The organism is Dyadobacter endophyticus, assembly GCF_014641595.1.
GTDB classification, from domain to species: Bacteria; Bacteroidota; Bacteroidia; order Cytophagales; family Spirosomataceae; genus Dyadobacter; species Dyadobacter endophyticus.
Genome location: NZ_BMIA01000007.1, coordinates 188,108 through 211,607 on the forward strand (window position 1 = coordinate 188,108; position 23,500 = coordinate 211,607).

26 protein-coding genes are annotated in these 23,500 nt (G+C 49.4%); 18 read left to right on the forward strand and 8 right to left on the reverse strand.

All coding sequences use genetic code 11. From position 1 onward, the window contains the following. Positions 1–26 precede the first annotated feature (26 nt). Positions 27–920, reverse strand: a complete 894-nt coding sequence (locus tag IEY24_RS31115; protein WP_188939199.1) for a DUF58 domain-containing protein — start codon at positions 918–920, stop codon at positions 27–29. 84 nt (positions 921–1,004) lie between these two features. On the opposite strand from IEY24_RS31115, the gene IEY24_RS31120 reads away from it, so the two are divergent. Next, entirely contained in the window at positions 1,005–1,364 is a 360-nt protein-coding gene (locus IEY24_RS31120) for a DUF4296 domain-containing protein (protein ID WP_188939200.1), read from the forward strand. Between the two features lie 56 nt (positions 1,365–1,420). Next, positions 1,421–2,182 (forward strand): polyprenol monophosphomannose synthase, encoded by a 762-nt coding sequence (locus IEY24_RS31125; RefSeq protein WP_188939201.1) that lies wholly within the window; start codon positions 1,421–1,423, stop codon positions 2,180–2,182. Here IEY24_RS31125 and IEY24_RS31130 read toward each other — a convergent pair. Further along, on the reverse strand, positions 2,145–3,338 hold the full coding sequence (locus IEY24_RS31130) for a M20 metallopeptidase family protein (protein ID WP_188939202.1): 1,194 nt from the start codon (positions 3,336–3,338) through the stop codon (positions 2,145–2,147). The genes IEY24_RS31125 and IEY24_RS31130 overlap by 38 nt on opposite strands. A gap of 185 nt (positions 3,339–3,523) precedes the next feature. Here IEY24_RS31130 and IEY24_RS31135 point away from each other — a divergent pair, with 185 nt between their 5' ends. The 5 genes from IEY24_RS31135 (at position 3,524) to IEY24_RS31155 (ending at position 7,951) form a co-directional block, all read left to right on the forward strand. Next, a complete protein-coding gene (locus IEY24_RS31135) occupies positions 3,524–4,405 on the forward strand; it encodes a class I SAM-dependent methyltransferase (protein WP_188939203.1) in 882 nt (293 codons plus the stop codon). Positions 4,406–4,443: 38 nt separating this feature from the next. Next, positions 4,444–5,379 carry a glycoside hydrolase family protein gene (locus IEY24_RS31140; protein WP_188939204.1) on the forward strand — a complete coding sequence of 312 codons (936 nt, stop codon included), beginning with the start codon at positions 4,444–4,446 and terminating at the stop codon, positions 5,377–5,379. A gap of 96 nt (positions 5,380–5,475) precedes the next feature. Beyond that, positions 5,476–6,294 (forward strand): phytanoyl-CoA dioxygenase family protein, encoded by an 819-nt coding sequence (locus IEY24_RS31145; protein WP_188939205.1) that lies wholly within the window; start codon positions 5,476–5,478, stop codon positions 6,292–6,294. Between the two features lie 8 nt (positions 6,295–6,302). After that, positions 6,303–7,148 (forward strand): glycosyltransferase family 2 protein, encoded by an 846-nt coding sequence (locus tag IEY24_RS31150; protein ID WP_188939206.1) that lies wholly within the window; start codon positions 6,303–6,305, stop codon positions 7,146–7,148. Between the two features lie 38 nt (positions 7,149–7,186). Further along, positions 7,187–7,951, forward strand: coding sequence for a glycosyltransferase family 2 protein (locus IEY24_RS31155; RefSeq protein ID WP_188939207.1), 765 nt, complete (start codon positions 7,187–7,189; stop codon positions 7,949–7,951). A gap of 31 nt (positions 7,952–7,982) precedes the next feature. Here the strand turns inward: IEY24_RS31155 and IEY24_RS31160 are convergent, their stop codons facing one another. Genes IEY24_RS31160 through IEY24_RS31170 form a run of 3 tightly spaced genes read right to left on the reverse strand, consistent with a single transcriptional unit; the run spans position 7,983 to position 11,121 of the window. Next, positions 7,983–8,432 (reverse strand): hypothetical protein, encoded by a 450-nt coding sequence (locus tag IEY24_RS31160; RefSeq protein ID WP_188939208.1) that lies wholly within the window; start codon positions 8,430–8,432, stop codon positions 7,983–7,985. Further along, positions 8,433–9,593, reverse strand: a complete 1,161-nt coding sequence (locus IEY24_RS31165; RefSeq protein WP_188939209.1) for a 1-deoxy-D-xylulose-5-phosphate reductoisomerase — start codon at positions 9,591–9,593, stop codon at positions 8,433–8,435. 25 nt (positions 9,594–9,618) lie between these two features. Next, entirely contained in the window at positions 9,619–11,121 is a 1,503-nt protein-coding gene (locus IEY24_RS31170) for a GH3 auxin-responsive promoter family protein (RefSeq protein ID WP_188939210.1), read from the reverse strand. Between the two features lie 233 nt (positions 11,122–11,354). Between IEY24_RS31170 and IEY24_RS31175 the strand changes: the two genes are divergently transcribed. From IEY24_RS31175 to nadD, 7 genes are all read left to right on the forward strand, one after another. Further along, positions 11,355–12,380 carry a rod shape-determining protein gene (locus IEY24_RS31175; protein ID WP_015813280.1) on the forward strand — a complete coding sequence of 342 codons (1,026 nt, stop codon included), beginning with the start codon at positions 11,355–11,357 and terminating at the stop codon, positions 12,378–12,380. Between the two features lie 117 nt (positions 12,381–12,497). Then, positions 12,498–13,340: a rod shape-determining protein MreC gene (gene mreC / locus IEY24_RS31180; RefSeq protein ID WP_188939211.1), complete on the forward strand. Its 843-nt coding sequence runs from the start codon at positions 12,498–12,500 to the stop codon at positions 13,338–13,340. Further along, a complete protein-coding gene (locus IEY24_RS31185) occupies positions 13,337–13,840 on the forward strand; it encodes a hypothetical protein (protein ID WP_188939212.1) in 504 nt (167 codons plus the stop codon). The genes mreC and IEY24_RS31185 overlap by 4 nt, the downstream gene beginning before the upstream one ends. Before the next feature lie 218 nt (positions 13,841–14,058). After that, the gene (locus IEY24_RS31190; protein ID WP_015813277.1) at positions 14,059–14,658 is read left to right on the forward strand and encodes a sigma-70 family RNA polymerase sigma factor; all 600 of its coding nucleotides are present in this window, start codon (positions 14,059–14,061) and stop codon (positions 14,656–14,658) included. A gap of 82 nt (positions 14,659–14,740) precedes the next feature. Continuing rightward, positions 14,741–15,028: a phosphohydrolase gene (locus tag IEY24_RS31195; RefSeq protein WP_229223373.1), complete on the forward strand. Its 288-nt coding sequence runs from the start codon at positions 14,741–14,743 to the stop codon at positions 15,026–15,028. Between the two features lie 9 nt (positions 15,029–15,037). Continuing rightward, positions 15,038–15,607: a guanylate kinase gene (gene gmk / locus IEY24_RS31200; RefSeq protein WP_188939213.1), complete on the forward strand. Its 570-nt coding sequence runs from the start codon at positions 15,038–15,040 to the stop codon at positions 15,605–15,607. 12 nt (positions 15,608–15,619) lie between these two features. Further along, a complete protein-coding gene (nadD, locus tag IEY24_RS31205; RefSeq protein WP_188939214.1) occupies positions 15,620–16,192 on the forward strand; it encodes a nicotinate (nicotinamide) nucleotide adenylyltransferase in 573 nt (190 codons plus the stop codon). Between the two features lie 18 nt (positions 16,193–16,210). Here the strand turns inward: nadD and IEY24_RS31210 are convergent, their stop codons facing one another. Further along, the gene (locus tag IEY24_RS31210; RefSeq protein WP_188939215.1) at positions 16,211–16,600 is read right to left on the reverse strand and encodes a hypothetical protein; all 390 of its coding nucleotides are present in this window, start codon (positions 16,598–16,600) and stop codon (positions 16,211–16,213) included. A gap of 56 nt (positions 16,601–16,656) precedes the next feature. Here IEY24_RS31210 and IEY24_RS31215 point away from each other — a divergent pair, with 56 nt between their 5' ends. After that, entirely contained in the window at positions 16,657–17,088 is a 432-nt protein-coding gene (locus IEY24_RS31215) for a nuclear transport factor 2 family protein (RefSeq protein ID WP_188939216.1), read from the forward strand. Positions 17,089–17,154: 66 nt separating this feature from the next. Here the strand turns inward: IEY24_RS31215 and IEY24_RS31220 are convergent, their stop codons facing one another. Both IEY24_RS31220 and IEY24_RS31225 read right to left on the reverse strand, forming a co-directional pair. Then, positions 17,155–18,084 (reverse strand): helix-turn-helix domain-containing protein, encoded by a 930-nt coding sequence (locus IEY24_RS31220; protein WP_188939217.1) that lies wholly within the window; start codon positions 18,082–18,084, stop codon positions 17,155–17,157. 172 nt (positions 18,085–18,256) lie between these two features. Then, the gene (locus IEY24_RS31225; RefSeq protein ID WP_188939234.1) at positions 18,257–19,396 is read right to left on the reverse strand and encodes an acyl-CoA dehydrogenase; all 1,140 of its coding nucleotides are present in this window, start codon (positions 19,394–19,396) and stop codon (positions 18,257–18,259) included. A 186-nt stretch (positions 19,397–19,582) separates the two neighbouring features. Between IEY24_RS31225 and IEY24_RS31230 the strand changes: the two genes are divergently transcribed. The 3 genes from IEY24_RS31230 (at position 19,583) to IEY24_RS31240 (ending at position 23,496) form a co-directional block, all read left to right on the forward strand. After that, complete coding sequence (locus IEY24_RS31230; protein ID WP_188939218.1) at positions 19,583–20,854, forward strand: hypothetical protein; 1,272 nt, start codon at positions 19,583–19,585, stop codon at positions 20,852–20,854. Next, a complete protein-coding gene (locus IEY24_RS31235; RefSeq protein WP_188939219.1) occupies positions 20,851–22,092 on the forward strand; it encodes a hypothetical protein in 1,242 nt (413 codons plus the stop codon). The genes IEY24_RS31230 and IEY24_RS31235 overlap by 4 nt, the downstream gene beginning before the upstream one ends. 63 nt (positions 22,093–22,155) lie before the next feature. Beyond that, positions 22,156–23,496, forward strand: coding sequence for a MutS-related protein (locus tag IEY24_RS31240; RefSeq protein ID WP_188939220.1), 1,341 nt, complete (start codon positions 22,156–22,158; stop codon positions 23,494–23,496). The last annotated feature ends 4 nt before the right edge of the window (positions 23,497–23,500 follow it).

A 23,500-nucleotide genomic window follows, 5' to 3' on the forward strand; every position in this document is an offset into this window, starting at 1 on the left:
TTACCGAAAAGATTACCTGAAAAACCCTAGCCATTGGATGGTGCCGTACTTTTGGTATAACGCCTCACCTTAAACAAATGGATAAGCGCCGGCACATAATCCTCCTGGGTATTGATGGAAATATAGTCGGCGCGATTCTGGTGGCACAGCCGTTGGAGTTCGGCGCTTCGTTTGCCAAAGCGGTTAGCCATTTCCTTGCGGTACTGCTTCGACGACGTGTTGACCCACACGGTAGTCTTCTTCTCCGCGTCGTAAAGCGGGATAATGCCCAGCCCGGGCAGGTTTACCTCCCTCGAATCGTACAAATGGATCACGATCAGATCGTGCTTGCGGGCGAGCGCTTTGAGGTTATGCTGGTAGTTGTTGTCGATAAAATCGGAGATCAGGAATATCAGGCAACGGCGGCGCAGCACATTCAACGCGACCAGAATAGCCTCGGCAATATTGGTTTTGGTCGATTCCGGGACGAGCTTGTAAAGCTCCGAAATGAGCCCGTAACCGTGTTTCATGCCGTCGGACGGGCGGATGTAGCGCTCATTCCGGTCGGAGAAACAGAGCAAACCCACCCGGCTCGCCTCCTGGATCGCGGAAAGCGTCAGCACCCCGCATATTTCCTTCGCAATATCGATTTTGAGCTTTTTGATTTCCCCTACCTGCTGCGACGCGCTCACGTCGAGCATGAAGAACGCCGTCTGCTCCTTATCCTCTTTGAAAATCTTGACAAATGTACCGTGACCTTTCGCAGAAGTGTTCCAGTCGATGGCCCGCACGTCGTCGCCATACTGGTACAAGCGCAGGTCGTCGAATTCCAGGCCGGACCCTTTGAAGACCGAATGGAAATTGCCGTGACGCTCGCTGGTCACCGCTTTCCGCATCCGGATTTCATACTTCCTTAACTTTCCCAGAAACTGCTCGAACATAAGTTTTGCAAAAAAATTACCACCTTTGTCGTCTGGTGTACCTAAAACAAAGATAGGTATTTTGATAGTAAGCTACGCCCTGCGATGAAATTCACGACCGGTATAAGCCTTCTGGCGTTATTTATGCTGCTGTTTGCAGCCTGCTCGGAGGAAGAAAAACCACCCAAAGGAACATTATCCGAGGAAAAAATGGCCACAATCCTGACCGACATCCACCTGGCCGAATCACGTGTGAACCGCTTGCAGCTGAAATCGCTCGATTCGTCGCTCATGATTTTCAACCGTTTGAAAAGTGATATCTGGAAAAAACATCAGGTAGATACAACGGCATACCGGGAAAGCTACTCTTATTATATGAGCCATCCCGAGCGAATGACGACCATTTACGAAAAAGTGAACAAGAAAATTGAGGATCGGGAGAAAAGTAATAATATTAAGCTCTGATTTTTTTTGTATTGCGCTCTATACTACGCATTTAACTTCTAAACTGGACAATTTCTGTGAACGATTGCATTGTAGTTATCCCAACCTACAACGAACTTGAAAATGTTGAAGCCATCATCCGGAGGGTTTTTAGCCTGAACCATCCGTTTGATCTGTTGATCATAGACGACGGGTCGCCGGACGGTACCGCAGGGGTTGTCAAGGAGTTAATGAAGGAGTTTTCAAGCCTTTACCTGGTAGAAAGAATGGGGAAACTGGGCCTGGGTACGGCTTACATTCACGGCTTCAAATGGGCGCTTGAAAAAGGATACAACTACATTTTTGAAATGGATGCCGACTTCTCGCATCCGCCCGAGGACCTGGTCCGCCTGTATAATGCGTGTGCGATTGAAGGGCACGACGTTGCGGTAGGTTCGCGGTATATTACGGGTGTAAACGTGGTCAACTGGCCTATTAACCGCGTGCTGATGTCCTATTTCGCAGGTTATTATGTAAGGACGATCACCGGGATGCCGATCATGGACCCTACGGCCGGCTTCATTTGCTACACTGCCAAAGTGCTGAATACGATCAATCTCGACAATATCCGTTTCATCGGCTACGCATTCCAGATCGAGATGAAATTCAATTCGTGGAAATACGGTTTCAGCATTACCGAGGTGCCCATCATCTTCACCGACCGCACCAAAGGCGCCTCAAAAATGTCAAAAGGCATTTTCAAGGAAGCCATCTTTGGTGTGATCACTTTGAAACTCAACAGTTACTTCAAAAGGTATATTCCTAAGCATTCAGCTCAGAAATTGCCAGCCAACTCATAAGGCCGGTCGAAATTTCGAGGGCGCTTTCGTCGATATCGAATGTAGGTGTGTGCACGCCGGAAATAATTCCGCGTGCCTCATTGCGCGTTCCGAGGCGGTAGAAGCACGAATCCACGACTTGTGAGTAGAATGCGAAATCTTCGCCGGCCATCCAAAGGTCGAGGTCGATCACGTTTTCGGCTCCCATATAGCCCACGGCGGCCGTTCTCGTGCGGCGCGTGAGTTCGGGGTGGTTTTTCAGGAATGGATACCCTTTCACGATCTCAAATTCACAGCTTCCGCCCATTGCTTCGGCAATGTTTTCGGCCATTTTCTTCATTCTCCGAAGGCCATCCTCACGCCATTCCTCATCCATGCAACGCCAGGTTCCCTGAATGGTCACTTCGTTTGGAATCACATTCGTAACACCATCCGCAATGAACCGGCCGAATGAGAGTACAGAAGGGTTCGCCGGGTTGCGGTTGCGGCTGATGATCTGCTGCAATGCCACGATAATATGGGATGCCATCAACACCGGATCGACCAGCTGATGGGGTGCCGCCGCATGGCCTCCTTTACCTTTGACAGTCAGATATAATTCGTCGGTACTAGCCATATACATTCCTTCGCGGAAACCGATTTTACCTACCGGAATATTCGGTGCCACGTGCTGGCCTACCATGCTCGCAGGGCGCGGGTTTTCCAGAACGCCTTCCTTGATCATCAATGAAGCTCCGCCCGGCGCTTTTTCCTCGGCAGGCTGGAATACCAGCTTGATGGTCCCTTCAAACTCCTCGCGCAATGCGTGCAGGATACGCGCCGTGCCCAGTAGCGACGACGTGTGCACATCATGCCCGCATGCGTGCATCACGCCCGGAACAGTCGATTTATAAGGAACATCGTTCGCTTCGAGGATCGGCAATGCGTCCATATCGGCACGCAGGCCTACGATTTTCTTGCCTGGGTTACGCCCTTCGATGATCGCCACGACGCCGGTTCCAGCAATGCCTTCTTCCGGTTGCAGGCCAATCGCTGTAAGTTCGGATGCAACGTATTTAGCCGTTTTGAACTCTTCGAATGATAACTCGGGGTTACTATGCAGATGATGGCGATGGGCAATAATGTCTTCCGACTGATCTTTGGCAAGCGCTTTGATTTTTTCCTGAAGATGGGACATGATATTGAAGTACTACGGGTTGTCTTTACAAAACATTCAAAGGTAACAATAAAAAAATGGCGTTAGAACGTTGCCTTGCAAAGAGAAACACATTGCCCATTTGCTAAGAAGCCGCCGCGCATTGGCTGGTGTTCCAAAGAAAAAAGGTAATTTTGACCAGATATGAATCAATCAGACACGCAAAAATGAATCAACAGGAGTTTTTAGAATCATTGGTTTGTCCACGCACAGGAACCCCTTTAACAATAGCCGAAGACGGCAAATCACTCAAGAGCGAAGACGGTACTGTCTATGAAGTGGGTGACACCGGTATTGTTAACATGCTATATCCCAAAGAATTGCTGCCCGAAGATGCCCGCGAACAATACTTGTACGACCAGGCTTTCCTTCGCTATGACAAAGGCGTTTCCTGGGTTTTTGAAACCCTGAACCATTCCGACGAAGCTGCTACCCGCCGCTTTTTTATTGATCTGATGGAGCTGAAACCCGGAATGAAAGCCCTTGAAGTAGGTGCCGGAACCGGTAAGGACTCTGCATTGATTCTCGATAAAGTAAGACCCGGCGGAACGGCCGTATTGTCGGACCTTTCGCCTAACATGCTGAAACTTGCGCAGGAGAAACTCGTTACCGACGATCTGAACGTGCATTACTTCCTCGGCAACGGCTCTTACCTGCCTTTCCCGGACGATACTTTCGACGCCGTGTTCCATTTCGGCGGCATTAATACCTTCTCGGAGCGCAAGCGCGCATTCGACGAGCTGACCCGGGTGGTGAAACCGGGTGGAAAAGTGGTGGTAGGTGATGAAAGCGTGGCCCCATGGCTGCGGAACACCCCTACTTACGCTACTTTGCTGAAAGCGAACCCGCTGTTCCGTGCCGAGGTGCCATTGGAAGATGTTCCGGCCAATATCGAGAACTTCAAGCTGCATTATGTGTTCGGAAATGCATTTTATGTAATGGAATACCGCGTAACGGCGAAGGCTCCGGAAGTGGATATCGATCTGCCGATCCCGGGCAAAGATTTCGTTGATAACTGGCGCCTGCGTGCTGAAAAAGCAGTCGACTAAGCATTACGCCATTTTCAATACCAAAATTCAACGTTCCAATGTGGGTTAAAAAAGGAGTTATTTACAAACCTGACGGCAGTCTGGCGCACAGTCAGAGTCATGCGCAGGTGCCATTTGCCTATAAACACAAGGACTTTCTGAGGATCTATTTCTCGACGAGAGATAACAGCACGCAATCGCGGCCTACATTTATCGATGTAGATTACGACGATCCCCAAAAGATCCTCTACATACACGACAAGCCCGTGCTCGAACTGGGCGGCCCGGGTGAATACGACGAAACCGGTGCTATGCCAGCCTGGTTTGTGAACCGTCCCAACGGCGACATCTGGCTCTATTACACCGGCTGGAACCGCACCTGGAACTCCTACCGGCTTTCCATGGGCCTTTCAGTGAGCCACGACGGCGGTTTGACGTTCAAAAAGATGTTCCGCGGCCCCATTATGGACCGCAGCATCGAAAACCCGCTCTGGGCCGCGCAGCCTTCGGTATTGATCGACGATGACGGTACCTGGCGCATGTGGTACATTTCGGGCCACAAATGCGAGATGATCCACGATTACCCCGAGCCGTATTACCGTGCGCAATCGGCGACTTCGAAAGACGGTATCCGATGGGAAATCAGCGACATTCCGACATTGGATTTCGACGATTTCCTGCACGCAGTAGGCCGCCCGAGCGTTTTTAAGGAAGATGGTATTTACAAAATGTATTATTCCTACCGCCACTCCCGCGACTACCGCACCGACCGCAACCAGAGCTACCGCCTGGGCTACGCAGAATCGGCCGACGGTACGAACTGGGAGCGCAAAGACCATTTGGTAGGCATCGCGAAGTCCGACAATCCGGAAGATTTCGACTACGAAATGATCGATTACGCCAATTTCTACCAGCACAATGGAAAGCGTTACCTGCTTTATAATGGTAATGGATTCGGTGCGGCGGGTTTTGGTTATGCAGTTTGGGAAGATTAATATTCTGAATTAAACTGAGACGGGTCATAGTCTCAGCAACAATGGCGAGATAATTTTGGAGAAATCACCATTAAATGTCACAAACGTGATCGCACAATGAGTACACTTCAGGAGCAGTTCAACCGCGATGGTTATGTCCTTTTGAGAAACCAGCTCGACAAGGACATCATTAATGCTATATATACCGACGCCCGCAAGATTTTTGCGACGCAGATCAAGCGCGTAACGGGCAAAACCGTCGATATCGACGACCGCGATACCTTCGAAAACGCGATGTTCGAGTTCTTCGAAAAGGATTTCGATGGATTTGTAAGCACCGGGAAAACCGTTCAGCATTCATTCCCGCTTCACCGCCTCGGTGTGGATCCGGTGATCGAAAATCTTTTAAAAGAAGTAGGCCTTTCGGCCCCGATCATCGGCGCACGCGCTGCTATGCAGTTCAACAGCCGCTTTTTGTCGAAAGGCGGCAGCAAGCACTGGAAACTCGACGCGCACCAGGACTGGCGCACGGGCCAGGGCTCGCTCGACAGCGCGGTAATCTGGTTCCCGATGGTCGATGCGGGAGCGGATATCGGCGCATTGCAGGTAATCCCGGGCAGTCACAAGATCGGCTTGCAGGCTTCGACTACTTCGGGCTATCAGGGAGGCATTACTGTTGAATTAAAGGATGAAGATTTTGTTCAGACGGAATTCAAAGTCGGTGACATCCTCATCTTCTCGGCGTTTCTGATCCACCAGTCGGGCAACAACATTACGAACAACATCCGCTGGTCGGTGCAGCTGCGTTACAACAACCTCGACGAACCAACCTTCATCGAGCGCGGCTACCCGATGGCATACATTTACAAACCCGAAACAGAGCTCGTCACACCGAATTTCCCGACGGTAGAGCAGCTGAAAGAGGTTTTTAGCTGAAATTCCGAATGAAACTTTCCGTTTGCGTCCCGACGTACAACCACGAGCAATACATCGGTCAGATGCTGGATGGCGCGTTAATGCAGCAGACCAGCTTCAACTTTGAAATAGTAATCGGGGATGATGCGTCAACGGATGCGACGCCGGACATTATTCGTGAATATTCCGCAAAGAAGCCTGGCGTATCCACGCGGGGAACGATCCGGGCTTTTTTGCATTCTGAAAACCAGGGCCCGAAAGAGCCGCGCGAATTCGCCGGGAGAAACAATGTGCTGCAACTTCTGAAAGCCTGCAAGGGCGAGTATGTAGCCATGTGCGAAGGCGACGACTACTGGACCGATCCATTCAAACTGCAAAAACAGGTCGATTTTCTGGACCAAAACCCCGATTTCGCGGTTTGCCATCACAATATGGAAGTCATTTACGAAGATGGGTCTCCCTCCCATTTCTTCAATGCACCCGATCAGAAAGCGGTTTCCACGATAGAAGATTTGCTCGAAGACAAATGGTTTATGGCCACCGCAAGTTGGGTTTACCGTAACCATTTCCTCACCGAAGATTTCGCCGAATGGCACGCCAAAGCGGCCGCGGGCGACTGGGCGATCATGTTCCAGCTGGCGGCCAAAGGCAAAATCGGTTATCTCAGCGATGTGATGGGTGTTTACCGCAAGCATAGCGCGGGGCTGAGCAATGTACACGCTCACACGAATTTCAGATTTTTACAAAACAGAAAGGAGATGTTCCGTAATGTGGGCAAATGGCTCGATGGACGCTATGATGCGACCGTTACCAGGACCGTACATCGCTACGACGAGCTCCTTGCCGGCCTTGAAAAAATTGGCAGTTCGAATTAATAATCTTTAATTTGTACTGTTTAACACCTATCACATTTATGAAGCTAAGCGTTGTAATACCAGCATATAACGAAGAAGAATCGATCACACACACGCTCGTATCTTTACACAATACATTAAATAAGTACAATATCCCCCACGAAATCTGCGTCACCAACGACAATTCGAAGGACGGGACATTGCGCGTGCTGGACGAGCTTTCGCTTCAAATCCCTACGCTGGTTTATTACACCAATCCTGGCCCGAACGGCTTTGGTTATGCCGTACGTTATGGTTTGGAGCGCTTCAAGGGGGATTGCGTGGCCGTTTTCATGGCCGATATGTCTGATGATCCCGAAGACCTCGTGAAGTTTTATTACAAAATGCTGGAAGGCGACTACGACTGCGTTTTCGGCTCGCGCTGGGAAAAAGGCGGGAAGGTGATCGATTACCCTGCATTGAAAAAGGTCATCAACCGCGTGGCGAACGCCATCGTACGCATGGTTATGGGCATTAAATACAACGATACCACCAATGCATTCAAGCTCTACAAGCGTGAAACGATCGAAGGTATCAAGCCATTTCTCGCACCTCACTTCAATCTAACTATTGAACTTCCATTAAAAGCCATGGTACGCGGCTACAACTACGCCGTGGTGCCCAATAGCTGGACCAACCGGAAATACGGCGAATCGAAGTTGAAAATCAAGGAAATGGGAAGTCGGTACTTCTTTATATTGATGTACTGCCTCATCGAAAAGTACTTCTCACAAGGCGACTTCATGAAGAAAACCGTCGCGCCGAAGAAGGAAGTCAGCAGGTAATGCACCTGGCCGGTCGCACCTGGCCGGCGGCCTACTTGATCCATTCCTGGATAAACGTCATTTTGTGGGCAATGTAGGAGATCGCGAGCCCCCACACGAGCGCACTCGCGGACATCCACATAAATATCGAAGCCTTCGGCACGCGGAAGGCGACTGCCAGAATAGGTCCGAACAGCGGCGTGAACAATGGCGGCGTAAGAAATGCAATGCCTACGATCCCGAATTTACGCCAGATGTTGACGGCGATGCGGTTGGTTTTCGTGAATTTTTTGGGTGGAGACTTCCGGTATTTCTGAATCAGGTTCCGGATTGCCCCGCCCACGTATGTGAGCACGAACACCGAGAACATCATCCCTACCGCCGAGCAAAGCGCGGTTTCTATCCAGGTAAGTTTAAGCACAACCCCCGCAATCGGCCCTCCGAAGAATTTCAATGTACTGGCAAGCGCAACGGACAAGTATTTTAGAAAGGTGGTTTTCATTTACACTTTTACCTGTATCATTTCAGAAGCAAAACGCCTTGTCGCCTCGTTCGTCTGAACGTAATCCTCGATGGAAGGATTCCCGATGAACGCGGTTTTGGCAAGGCTTTCGACAATAACGTCCGAAATATCCAGAAAACCAATCTTATCGTGCAGGAATGCGTCAACGGCAATTTCATTGGCTGCATTGACGATACAAGCCGCATTTCCGCCCTTTTCCAGCGCTTCATAGGCGATGGCCAGATTACGGAAAGTTTCCAGGTCGGGCTTTTCGAAAGTAAGTGACGGGTAATCCATGAAATTGAAACGCGGAAAGTCCGATTTCAAACGCTGCGGGTAATACAACGCATACTGAATGGGCAATTTCATGTCCGGCAGGCCCATTTGCGCTTTGATACTCCCGTCTTCGAACTGCACCAGCGAATGCACGATGCTCTGCGGATGAACGATCACATCTATTTGTGAAGCATTCAAATCAAATAGCCATTTGGCTTCGATCACTTCGAGGCCTTTGTTCATCAACGTCGCGGAGTCGATCGTGATCTTCGCCCCCATGCTCCAATTCGGGTGTTTGAGCGCCTGTGCTTTCGTTACATGCGCAAGAAATTCCCGGTCCTTGCCACGAAACGGGCCGCCTGATGCGGTTAGTATGATTTTCTCGATCGCATTCTCCGCTTCTCCCGCAAGGCATTGGAAAATTGCCGAATGCTCCGAATCGACGGGGTATATGCTGACATTATGCCGTTTTGCCAAAGCCGTGATCAGCTCCCCGGCCACTACGAGCGTTTCCTTGTTAGCTAATGCGATGTCTTTCCCGGCTTTGATCGCATGAATGGTCGGCAGAAGGCCTGCATACCCGACCATCGCGGTAAGCACCACATCCACATGATCCGATTCGACTACCGAAACCAATGCGGATGCGCTGCTGTAAACTTTGATACTGAATGGATAAAGGGCGGCTTTTACCCTTTCATAATGCTGTTCGTTACAAATGACGACCTCTTCCGGCTTGAATTTTACGGCTTGCTCGATGAGCAGGTCCGCATTGCTTCCGGCTGTAAGAACTGAAACCGAGAATATTTCCGGGTTGGCCGCGATCACTTCGAGGGCCTGGGTGCCGATAGAGCCGGTCGAACCTAAAATAGCTACTCTTTTTTTCATTGCTTGCTCGCGGTTTAGGTTCGGGTCAATTATGGTTCAGCCGCGTCAGTTCGTCGGCGATTTTGCGGTCGTTGGAAAGGCGCGGAACCTTGTTCTGGCCACCGAGCTTGCCATTGGCCCTCATGTAATCGATGAAGGAGTTCTTACGCAATGGTACAAGTTCCAGTCGGCGGAGGATACTGCCGGTAATCAGGTCCTTATAGTAAATGTTGAGTTCTATCAACCGGCGGTCGAGGTCGTTCGCAAATTGTTCCATATCGTGCGGCCGGGTGGCAAATTCTACCAGCCATTCGTGATAAGGAAGGCCACCATCCTTGGAATTTACCATCGGCGCGACAGTTAGTTCCACTACTTCGGTTTCGGGATGCCTTTCCAATGCGTATTTCAAGGCCTTCTCAATTTCTTCACCAATTACGTGCTCACCGAATGCCGAGATAAAATGCTTGATTCGCCCGGTTACCAATACTTTATAAGGATCAGTCGAGACAAACTTGACGGTATCGCCGAGTGAATAGCCCCACAACCCCGCATTATTATTAACAATCACTGCATAATTCTTGCCAACTTCCACCTCACCGATCGATAACCGGCGCGGGTTTTCATCAAAGTAGTTTTCAACCGGAATGAATTCGAAGAAAATACCGGTATCGAGCAAAAGAAGTAATCCCTCTTCATTTTGCTTATCCTGGTAGGCCAGAAACCCTTCCGAAGCAGGATAGAGTTCAATTGAGTCGATGCGTTTGCCAATGGATTCGAACAATTTGGCACGGTAAGGCTCGAAATTTACACCACCATATATAAAAAGGGAGAAATCGGGAAAAACGTCCTTGATCTTCTTACCGGTGCGCTCGATAATGCGGTCGAAATACATTTGCACCCAAGGCGGAATACCTGAAATGAGCGACATCCGCTGGCCGAGCGTTTCGTCGATGATCTTGTCAAGCTTGGTTTCCCAATCCTCAATGCAGTTGGTTTCGTAGCTCGGGAGCTGGTTCGAGCGCAGGTACGACGGTACGTGGTGGTTGGAGATCCCTGACAGGCGGCCTGTCAGTACCCCGCCGGTGTCTGTCAGTATCGGGCTGCCTGATAAGAAAATCAGTTTATTGTCCAGAAAATCAGCCTTTTGCGTCTCATTAACATACGTCAAAATGGCATTACGCGCCGAATCGATGTGGTTGGAGATCGAGTCCTTCGAAATTGGGATGTATTTGGTGCCCGAGGTCGTTCCGGAAGTCTTTGCAAAATACAGCGGCTTACCCGGCCATAAAATATCACTTTCCCCTGATTTTATTTTCTCGACATAAGGTTTCAGGTCTTCATAATCGTTCACCGGAACGGCCTGCTTGAAGTCGGCGTAGCTATGAATGTCTTTGAAGAAATGGTCTTTGCCAAACTGCGTTCCGACCGCTTTCTTTACGAGTTCCGCTCTCCACTTTTCCTGAACCTCAACACTTCGCGCGATCCATTCCTGTTGCTGCCTGATAATGTAACGGGCCAGTGGCCTGCTCAAAATTGATCTGATTCCCATAGTGAAAACAAATGTACGCAGGATTTACAAATTCCATGATTTAGCGCTTCCCGGAAAGCCGTTGGGGAGCCATTAGAACCCCCCGGGGAGGCCGTTTGGGAATGCCTTGGCAACTAGTTTTACACCCTTCGGATACCGCATACCGAAATTTTTTAAATGCCTTTGTTTGTGGTTAATAATCTGTAATTTTGCCATCCTGAAATCAAAGTGGGCAAAAGTTTTTAAAAATATATATGGGATTGTTTGATTTTTTGACGAGCGATATAGCGATCGATTTGGGTACTGCAAATACTTTGATCATCCATAAAGATACAGTTGTTGTTGATGAGCCGTCGATCATTGCCATGGATAAAACCACGGGCAAAGTGCTGGCGATCGGGCACACAGCAATGCAAATGCATGAAAAAACCAACGAGAATATAAAAACCATCCGTCCCTTGAAAGACGGGGTGATTGCCGACTTTACGGCCGCTGAAATGATGATACGGGGGATGATCAAAATGATCGACACCGGTAGCCGTTTCTTCACTCCTTCCCACCGCATGGTAGTTTGTATTCCTTCGGGAATCACCGAGGTTGAAAAACGTGCAGTAAAAGATTCCTGCGAGCATGCAGGCGCGAAGGAAGTATATATGGTGCACGAACCCATTGCTGCTGCAATCGGTATCGGTATCGATATTACACAGCCCAACGGGGTGATGATCGTCGATATCGGTGGCGGTACTACCGAAATCGCGGTAATCGCATTGTCGGGTATCGTGTGCGAGCAGTCGGTACGCATTGCGGGCGACGTTTTCACGCGTGATATCGTCGATTACATGCGCCGTGAACATAACCTGCTGATCGGTGAGCGTTCTGCGGAACTGATCAAAATGGCGATCGGTTCGGCATCGCCGGAGCTCGAAGTACCATTGGACGATTACCAGATCCGCGGCCGTGACCTTATGACAGGTATTCCAAAGGAAATCCGCGTCACTTACAGCGAAATTGCGTATTCTCTCGATAAATCGATCTCCAAAATTGAAGAGGGTGTGATGAAAGCCCTCGAAATCTCTCCTCCCGAGCTTTCTGCGGATATTTTCAAAAACGGTATTTACCTCACAGGCGGCGGGGCGTTGATCCACGGCCTCGACAGACGTATCGCCCAGAAAACCAAGCTGCCCGTTCACATCGCCGACGATCCGTTGAAGGCCGTTGTAAAAGGCACCGGGGAAGTCCTCAAAAACCTCGAACTATACAAGCCTGTACTGATTTCGTAGGATCGGAGCGCTCACAGTTCGTCAACCCGCGCAGCACGCGGCGCTCAGCGTCCGAAAAAATTTCTATTTTTGCGCATTGTGCGCCGGCCGATGAACTGCGCGTGAACATTTTAACCCATGCTCCAACTCGTTGATTTCGTTGTCCGGAATCGTTTCTTTTTGGTTTTTGTGTTGCTGGAAGTGCTCAGTGTATGGCTGATCGTGCGCAACAACACCTACTGGGGAGCTACCTATTTCAATACTTCGAATTACTACGTGGCCAAAACGCTCGCGTTTTCGAACTCGGTACGCGATTATACCAAGCTCGACGAGATTAATGCCGACCTCGCGAGCGAGAATGCGCATTTGCACGCGCTGGTAGCAAAGCTGAGCCAAACGAATTCAGGTCAGTTGCCCGCAGGCTACGTGCCCGATTCGGCATTCGCGGCAAGGTTTACCTACACTGTTGCCAAGGTCGTAGACAATGAAACCAACAAGGCGAACAATGTCATCACGATCGACAAGGGTACCGCACATGGTATCAAGCCGGGTATGGGCGTCATTTCGGCGACGGGTGTGGTCGGTAAGGTGCGGTTCTGTTCGGAGCATTATTCGGTAATCACGTCGATCCTGCATTCGAACTTCATGGTATCGTCCAAACTCGTGCGCAGCAAGGAAATCGGGTATGCCAAATGGGACGGGAAAGATCCTAACCTGATCGATATGATCGACGTGTCGAAATATACGAAAGTCTATAAGGGCGATTCGGCGGTTACCTCCGACCAGAACTCGGTCTTCCCGCCCAACATCATGGTCGGAAAAGTGGAACACGTAGCGGTAAACCCCAACCAGACTTTTTATAATATTACCCTGCGGCTCGCAACCGACTTCCGGAACCTGTCATACGTGTATGTGGTACAAAATCACCAACTTGTAGAACAGGAAAACCTTAAATCAAGAACAATAGAACTGAAAAAATGAGCTTACGCGAGGCGATACAATATTCCCTGATGATCCTGCTTTACCTGTTTTTGCAGATCTTCTTTATGCGGAATATCGTGCTGTTCAACTACGCGTTCTGTTTCATTTACATTGCGGCCATTCTACTGCTGCCCGCAGACATGGACCGGATGTATACGTTGCTGGTAGCCTTCGCAATAGGCTTTGTGGTGGATGTTTTCTCGAATACATTCGGCATGCATGCGGCTGCCACGGTGCTGATCGCCTACCTCAGGCCTTTCCTGATCCATTACCAGATGAAGTCGCGCGGGGCCGAGCGCGCGGAGGTGGGCATACGTGCGCAGGGGCTCGGGGCATTTGTCTCGTACATTTTCCCGCTGATTTTAATCCACCATTCGATGCTGTTCCTGATGGAGATGAACAACTTTGGAATGATCCTTTACACGCTGATCCGCATCGGTGCCAGCACATTATTTACGACTATTCTCATCATCTTGCTGGAACTCTTCTCCAAACGCTAGCATGACATTTTGGCGGAGCCGCCTTTTTGGCTCGGAATTTGATGTATTGACATTGAATTAACGGTAGGAGGCGACACCGCTGGGGAAACAGGTTAAACCCATCTCTTTTTAATTTTATCGTGAAATTAGGGCAGTTAAGGGGCTCCAATCAGCCATTTATCAAATTTTAATTTGTACGAATTGGAGCTGTTATTAATCTTTGTAAATTCAGCATTCCTATGTTAGTTGCCATGTCAGAAACGCTCACGACTAATGAATACACGGATGATCTTCGTTATGAAGTATTTAACCGCGAGTTCATGCCACACATTGACTCCATGTACAACTTCGCCTTCCGCCTCACTATGGACGAAGACGATGCAAACGACCTGGTTCAAGACACATATCTGAAGGCGTTCCGTTTTATATCTTCTTTCGAGCAGGGTACCAACGCAAAAGCCTGGCTTTTCAGGATCCTCAAAAACAGCTTCATCAACGACTACCGTAAAAAAAGTAAAGAACCTTCCAAAGTTGATTATCAGGAAGTTGAAACGACCTATAATTCCGAGGAAGCATCCGATACCACTTATACCGTAGATCTCCGTGCTGACGCTGTACAGGAACTGATCGGCGATGAAGTTGCAAACGCACTCAACGCCCTGCCTGTCGACTTCAGAACGGTCATCATTCTCTGCGATATCGAAGGTTTCACCTACGAGGAGATGGCCAAAATCCTGGACATTCCCATCGGAACGGTGAGATCCAGATTGCACCGCGCGCGGAACCTCCTGAAAGAAAAACTCAGAAGCTACGCGAGCTCAATGGGATATGATTCATAGGTTGTGAAACTTTTTTTGCAACCTCTTCGGTTATAGGGTACAACTGTACATATATTCCATTATTCTTTTTTCATTTTAACTAATGAATGCATCTTCCACGACGCCTTCTGTAACAGAAGTTGCGCAAAAACAAATGAAGCATACCTGCGAGCATCATGCTGAGTGTATGAAAATCATTCAGGCGATCCTGGATGACGAGGCGAGCGAAGCAGAGAAGGACCACTTCCGCGAAAACATGGACAAATGCATCCCTTGTATCGAATCATACCGACTGGAAAAGTGCATCAAGGATTCCCTCAACAACAAGATTGTCAAGAAGCCTTGCCCGGAGAGCATTCTCAATACGATTATTTCAAAAATTAACAGTTAATCTGTTCGAGTGAAAGGTAAGCTTATCATATTTTCTGCCCCTTCCGGATCCGGAAAGACCACCATTGTAAGGCATCTTTTAAATAAATACACACAGCAACTGGCATTTTCAGTCTCGGCCTGCACGCGCACACGTCGCGAGCACGAGGTGGACGGCAAGGATTACTACTTCCTGACCTTACAGGATTTTCGTCAGAAAATCGCGGATCAGCAGTTTGCGGAATGGGAGGAAGTTTACGCCGGTAATTACTACGGCACGCTCAAAACTGAAATACAACGCCTTTGGGATGAAGGCAAACATGTCCTCTTCGATGTGGACGTGAAAGGAGGTTTGAAACTGAAAGAAGCATATGGCGACGCTGCACTCGCTGTATTCGTAAAGGTTACCTCCGACGAAGAAATCAAACGCCGCCTGTCGCGCCGCGGTACCGAAACGCCCGAAACGCTTGCCACCCGCCTGGCAAAGGTGCGTTACGAACAGAGTTTCGAGCACGAGTTCGACGTGGTACTTGTCAACGACGAACTGGACGAAGCGCTTGCCAAAGCGGAAGAACTCGTTCAGGCATTCGTTCAATCCTAAAATTTATTGCCCATGAAGATCGGCCTGTTTTTCGGATCGTTCAATCCTATTCACGTCGGTCATCTGATCATTGCCAACACCATGGCCACCACCACCGACCTCGAACAGGTCTGGTTTATCGTGAGCCCGCAAAATCCATTCAAGAAAAACAACAGCCTCCTGCACGAATTCGACCGTTTCGACCTGGTGCAGCGTGCTATTTCGGATAATACGTCGCTCAGGGCCAACGACATAGAGTTCCACATGCCCAAGCCGAGCTACACGATCGATACGCTCGTGCGCTTGCAGGAGAAATTTCCGCAGCATCAGTTCAAGCTGATCATGGGAGAAGATAACCTGGCGCAATTCCCGAACTGGAAGAACTACGAGAAGATTCTTGAATATACAGGGCTGTACGTTTACCCACGGCCCAACTCCAAAGCACACGTATTCGGTAACCATCCGAATGTAAAATTCGTGGAGGCCCCACTGTTGGATATTTCCGCCACATTCCTGCGCGCGTGTATTAAAAAGGGCCAATCGATCCGGTATATGGTGCCGGAGCCGGTGGAGCAACTTATTAAAATCAAGAAGTTTTATTTGTGATAACCAACCCGGCTCTGATCAAAGCGGCCTGTCCTGGTAAGTAATCTCCGAGAGCAAGCCCACTGCATTGAATTTCAGGAGCACCTTCCGCGCATTCGACTTGGCTTGCATGTTCTCGCATTGCGGGCCTTTTTCGAGGTAATAGACGTAGAACTTGGTATTGCGCTCGCCGAGCTGATGGATATCCGGCCTGCCCAATAGCTCCCCGATCGTATCGGCAAACTTCCCTTTCAATTCTTTTTCGGCGCCCTTAAAATCGCCTTCCAGGCCTTTACGGACATCGTTGCAGCCTCCACGGTCGCCACGCCACTTTTTAAGGTCTAGATTGCCCAATTTATCGGGAGCGTTCGAACAGGCAGCAATAATGCCGATCAGCGCGGTAAGAAGGATTTTTATAGATACTTTCATTGTACTCATTCGTTCATTCAAAAACAGAGGCGAATCTAGCCACACAACACGAGAATATGAAACAACTCCTGACCATACTCCTGGTGCTCGCCGTCCTGCCTGCCGTTGCTCAGGACAATACGCCCCTGCCCACCGACGGCACAGATTGCTCCAATTTGTTTTTCAAGGCGTTGCTCGACGAAGACGCGACGACCGTAGGCAACCTCATTTCAAATGATTTTACAGTCACCAGTTTCAATGGCCAAAATATTGACGGACGCGCGTTGCAGCAGGCAGTCGGGCAAGGTTACATTGTTATCGACTCCGGCATGCTCACAGGCACGCGCACGCGCGTCTACGGGGACGTGGCGGTTGTGCAGGGATTCTGGAATGTAAGCGCAAGGATTCAGAACAATGGCTTCAATGGCAACGTTGCGTATACAACTATATGCGTGCGCTCGGGTGGCAAATGGAAGGTTACGACGGCCCAATTCACACCCGCGCAGTAACATCGGCGCATAAAAAAAGAGAACCGGAACCAGTTCTCTTTTTCAATTATAGTCTAACATTACATTCTAAACATTCATCAGCGATTCGCGACGGCGCATTTTTCCGGCCGGGATACCGAACATCATCTTGAAGCGGCGGCAGAAATAAGCGGTGTCTTTGTAACCCACATCGGAACCGATCGCGCGGATGCTTTTCTTCGACGTGCGGAGCAGATCCACAGCCTTTTCCATGCGCTGGTATTCGATATAGTCTTGCGGGTTAATACCGGTCAGCATTTTGAAATATTGACCTACATAATCCTCTGAAACGTTCGCTACGTTCGCCAGCACCTTGTTCGACAAGTCGCCGCCCAAGTTGTCTTTAATGTAAGCGAAAATGTCGATCAGACGAGGATCTTTGAAATAAGTACTGTTGGTAACCAGCTGCTCGACGAACAATTTGTTTTTCAGGATGTAGCGGATGATCTCGATCACCACCTCTTCGGTTTTGATCTTGATGATACGGCCTTTTCCTGGTGTATCGAGCATATCTTCCGTCAGAATCTGGTTGATCGTCGCCGCAATCTGATCGTCGCGTTTGATCAGGAACGGAGGCACGTCCAGAGATGTGAAGAAGTTCACGGTATCAAACACTTTCGCTTCGAAAGATATCAGACCGAACGAGTTGGGCAACTTTCCGATCAACGCCGGATCATGGCCTGCTTCGATATAATTGTCGCGGTTGGTCATGAACTCCTCGTTCGACACGGTCTTGGCTGAGGCACCGTTTCCGTAAGTTACGGTAGCGTGCTTGCCTCCCGGAATAAAGAGCATATCCCCTTCCTCAACCCTCTGCGACTCTTCTGAACCGAAAGAAACTTCACCATCGTACAGAATGGTCAGGGAGTTCTGTACGTCATAGAAGTTTTTAATTGTGATGGGCTGTAAAATCCTGATATGACGGGCCTTCACAAATTTCACTCCCAACGACTCAATAATCTTATTATAGTCTTCCATACTTGATATATTTAAGGGCCGTTTTGACCGATTATTCAAATTTTGTACAAATCTAATAAATTGTACAAAACTAATACAAGTATAGTTTCACAAAAATTTGAAAAAAAGTGATATTTTGATATTATTTTAATCCAAGATTCAGAATAAAATCGACTTTTGGGGGAATTACTAATTATTTAAGAAGCTCCCGGGCGATCACCAATTTTTGGATTTCGGAGGTACCTTCATAAATCTGTGTGATTTTGGCATCCCGCATGTGGCGCTCGACGTGGTATTCTTTCACATAACCGTAGCCCCCGTGCACCTGGACCGCTTCTGTTGTCACCCACATTGCAACTTCGGATGCATACAATTTTGCCATAGCCGCGGCCTGGATATAGTCCTTTCCCTCATCTTTCATTCGGGCTGCCTTATAAACAAGTAACCGAGCGGCCTCAATTTTCACCGCCATTTCCGACAATTTGAACTGGATCGCCTGATGCTCCGCAATGGGTTTGCCGAACGTCTTCCGCTCCTTGGAATATTTCAAGGAAAGTTCAAATGCACCGGCGGCTATTCCCAATGCCTGCGCCGCAATGCCAATGCGACCGCCATTAAGCACGTTCATCGCAAACCTGAAACCGAAGCCATCCGCCCCGATCCGGTTCTCCGCAGGCACCTTCACATCCGAAAACATCAAAGTGTGTGTATCAGAGGCCCTTATACCCATTTTATCCTCCTTTTTCCCAACTGAAAAGCCGGTCCAGCCTTTATCGACAATGAATGCATTAATGCCCTTGTGTTTCAGTTCGGGGTGTGTCTGAGCGATTACGATGCATACCGACGAGGTATTGCCGTTGGTGATCCAGTTTTTCGTACCGTTCAATAAATAATGGTCGCCGTTCGGTATTGCGGTCGTATGCTGGGAAGTGGCGTCGGAACCTGCTTCCGGCTCCGACAGGCAGAATGCGCCGATCACCTCGCCCGATGCCAGGGGCGTCAGGTATTGCTGCTTTTGCTGGTCTGTACCATACTCTTCCAGCCCCCAGCATACCAGCGAATTGTTCACCGACACAATAACGCCTGCCGATGCATCTACCTTCGATATTTCCTCCACGGCTATCGCATACGCAAGCGTGTCCATACCCCCACCGCCGTACTCGGGCGCCACCATGATGCCCAAAAGGCCCAATTCGCTCATTTTGCGAAGCAATGCAGGGTCGAAATGTTGGGCATTATCGCGTTCTATTACGCCCGGAAGCAGCTCAGTTTGTGCAAAATCACGCACGGCCGCCTGCACGGCCAGGTGCTCTTCGCTAAGATTGAAATCCATTCCGGCAAGTAGTTGGGAAGCTGACATAGCAGACATTGGTTTTTGAGGATGAAGATTTTCAAAAATAGGATTTACTAAAAAAGTATGCAAGCATACAATCTCCTAACCGATTAAAACTTTGGGTTTTGCTGGTCGTTTTGAAGAAAACTTGTCTTAAGTTTGCGGCCGGATCACGACAGATTACACATGCCCGTTCTTACCGTTTTTTACATTAAGCTGCTCATCAACCTTGCATTGACTATCGGAATTATCTGGACCATCAGCCGTTCGGATCTCTTCTCAAAATGGCAGCAGGAAAACGATAAACTGATTTTTACATTAGGCTTTGTGCTCTTCCGGCTCATTCCCTGGATCGGCATATTCCTCATTATCAACGAAGAGCCCCGGGGTGATATTCCTTTCTTTTTTTACAAAGCCGAAGGGGCGAAGGCCGGCGGTTTCGTGTACCGCGATTTCTGGTCGTACCACGCGCCGCTTTACGCCTACATTATCAGCATCCCGGTGTGGATCTGGCACAATGCACGTGCGATCGTCCTGTTTATGGTGCTGATGGAAGCCGCTATTCTCTGGCTCACTTACGATACTTACAAAAGCAAAAGCCCGAAAGCGCTTCAATTGGCGACAATTTACTATATGCTTCCCGCCGCATTCATGTACATACTCGTGGATGGGCAGGAAGAAGTGTGGTTTTGGGGTGCGGCGCTGCTCATCTGGCGGTATACCATTAAAAACCGGAGTAACTACGAGGTGGGCATTGGCGTGTTGTATGCAATGACCTTGCTCACGATCAAGGTAACCTTCATCTTTTTGCTACCTGCGTTGCTTGTAATGGTCAAAAAGCCTGTCAAAATGTTGCTGGTTATGGCGGCGATCGGCTTACCTGCCGTGGGTTTCCTTTACTGGCAGATCGGAGACCTGTTCCTGATGCCGATCCGGCATACCGAGCAGCTGATGACGCCGAACCTATTCTCGGTTCTGCGGCCGTTTGTGGAGCTGGTTTTCCATGTAGATGAAAAGAAATCGACGCTGATCAACTGGTTCGGGTTGCTGTTTACCGTTTTCATTCCTGTTTACATGGCATTCAAAGCAAGGCACCGGCATATCAGCGAGGTACTACCGGGCATTTTTATCGCCTGCTTCGTGTGCATGATGCTCTTCCAGGCCAGTGCCATGGGTGCATACGTGATCGCCTACCTGATGGCCGTTTTGTTCGAAATCATTGATATCCGTAAGACCGCTCACGTGGTAGTACTGCTCGCATTGAACTGGCTCACGGTGGTGCAGCCGTTTGTGTGGGTGTATATCAAACAACCCGCGTACACATCATTGGGCATGTTTGCCAATGCTTCCTACCTTTTCGAGTACGTGCTGCAAATCTTGAATGTGCTCTGTTTCCTGTGGGTTCTTCGTGAAACATACCGTAAGGTTGTTCCCGCTCAAAACCTGGCAACGGCATGAATATAGTCCTTGCCAAAACCATCATCAGCATTGCCGCATTGTTGGTTACCGCCGCATTGCTCTTCAAAAGAGAATCATTAACCGACTGGCTCGAAAAGAAATCCGCGAATGCGGTGCTGGCCGTCGCCTGGGTAATCTTGCGGTTAGTACCATTTATTGCTGTGTATCTGGTTGCCAATATGGAGCCGACCTCGGACGTGAACGGCTTCTGGGACGAGGGCAGCAAAGCGTCGCTGGGGCAAGTCGTGTACCGCGATTTCTGGTCGCCCTACTCGCCGCTTTACGCCTACTTCCTCGGCATTTGGCTAAAACTCTGGTACAGCCCGAAAATGATTGTGCTTACAATGGCTGCCATGGACGGCATTGCATTGCTCGCTTCCTATCACTTTTTCAGGCCATTCCAAACACGGGGTACATTCCTCTTCCGGGCGCTCATTTACCTGCTATTGCCCGGCTCGCTCGTGCTATGCATCATAGGCGCGCAGGAGGATGTGTGGATGTGGTTGTTCGTGATCCTCGCATATCTGTTGCGTGAGCGCACATTGCGCGTGGAGTGGTACGCGATCGTTCTCGCCATCGGTTTGTTGATGACGAAAGCCATTTTCCTGCTGATCATGGTGCCATTGTTTTTATTGGAAAAACAGAAAATCCGCTTTGTCATCCCTATTGCGATTATCGGCGTCGTATCGCTGGGCATATTGTACCCGCTCGTCGGACTGGAATTCATGCAGCCCTTGGATGAGGCCAAAACATTGCGCGCTCCGAATCTCCAGTCGGTACTGAATCCATGGTTTTACAACTCGATCGGTGTCGGGGAAAAGTTCTGGAACTGGATAGGCCTCGTGGCGTCGGTAGGTCTGTCGTGCCTGGCTGCCTGGCGCCTCCGAAATGCCGATTTCCGGGTAATGCTCTCGAAAGTCTGGATCGTACTTTACGCTACGATGATGATCGTACAACAGAGCGCTTACAGCAACTATATCTTCCTTTTCCTGCTCCCGCTGGTATTCTATGTGATTGACTGGAAGAACAAAACACAGGTTACGATACTTTTCGTATTCAATCTGCTTTGCGTCGTGCATCCGTCGTACTGGTGGCGGCTCGGGATGCCTTGCTACATGACGCCTTCGGACACCGCCGCGTCGACCGACCTGCTGATCGACTACTCGATGCAGACGGCCATTGTGCTGCTAACCGGCTATTTCATCTGGCTTGCATTTCCCAAAAAGCACGAAGTTTAACTTTATTTAACGGACCGCTATCGGCATCGGTATTTACATTTGGGCATACTCAAAACAGCCCGAATGCTGCCCGTCGACCGGCATACCCTACACGAACTACAACTCCTGCCGGAAAACAGCCGGACAGCCAGCATTTTCGCATTCTACAACCATACCGAAACACTGGGCGGTGCCGATTACCTCAAACACATCATTACCAGGCCCAAGGGGACGCTTGCCGGGATTATTGGCTTCCAGAAATTACTAAAAACCATTTCGGCCCGGCCAACTGCATGGCAGGTCAATATCGCAAAGGCCTACGCGGCGTCGGCGGAGAGCTACTATGCATTAAGTGTGGCGCATTCGATGTCACAAGACGTTGTCAAGCATTGGTTTGATACCTGGTGGTATTCGAGACGCAACAAAGCTGAATATTATCGTGTACAAAGTGGCGTTCTGGCAACGCTGCGGCTGGCCCGGGCGGTTCAATCGACATTAAACAACCTGTCGAATACCGCTATTCCAGAAGAATTGGCGGCAGAGTTCACTGAGCTCAGGAAGTTTATCTTCTCCTCTGTGTTGTCCGTATTTTTGGAAAAGAGCGAGGGCGAATTGTCAAACAGCTCGATATTCTACCTCGATTACCATTTTCGTATCAGCGGCAGGGACAAATTCCGGCAAATGCTGGATACACTTTACAAGCTCGATGCCTGCCTGGCGATCGTCAAAACAGCCAGACGCTATCAATTGTCATTTCCGGATTTTACTACACAATCCCAAAACTTCCGCATCGAAGGCGCCTGGCATCCGCTCATCACAAACCCGGTCGCGAACGATCTCGCATTGGCTGGCAATCGTCCGGTTTGCATTCTCACCGGCGCCAATACGAGCGGTAAGACGACGTTTCTCAAAACCTGCGGTATCTTGGTATACCTTGCGCATTTGGGCTGGCCAGTGCCCGCAAAATCCCTGCATTTACCATTTATCAACCGGCTCTTCACCTCCATCCACCTGTCAGACGACCTCGACCAGGGGTTCAGCCATTTTTACAATGAAATGATGCGTATCAAACAAATTTCAGAGGCATTGAGCAACGGAGAAAATTGCTTTGTGATCGTGGATGAATTATTTCGCGGTACCAATCAGGAGGATGCTTTGCATTGTTCCAAAACCGTGCTCGATGGTTTTGCCAATTTCGACGGCTCGTATTACCTCGTTTCCACCCACCTCCACGAGCTGATCACGCATTACACCGGCCGGCCAAGCCTCAGCTTCCACTGTTTCCGTACCCACATTACCGACAATCAATTCCAGAACACATTTAAAATAGAAGCAGGCGCTGCATTCGAAAAAGTAGGAAGGCTTATTATGGACCAAACCGGTGTGACCGCGTTGCTTCAAAACGCAGAAAGGCCCTCATCGTAATGAG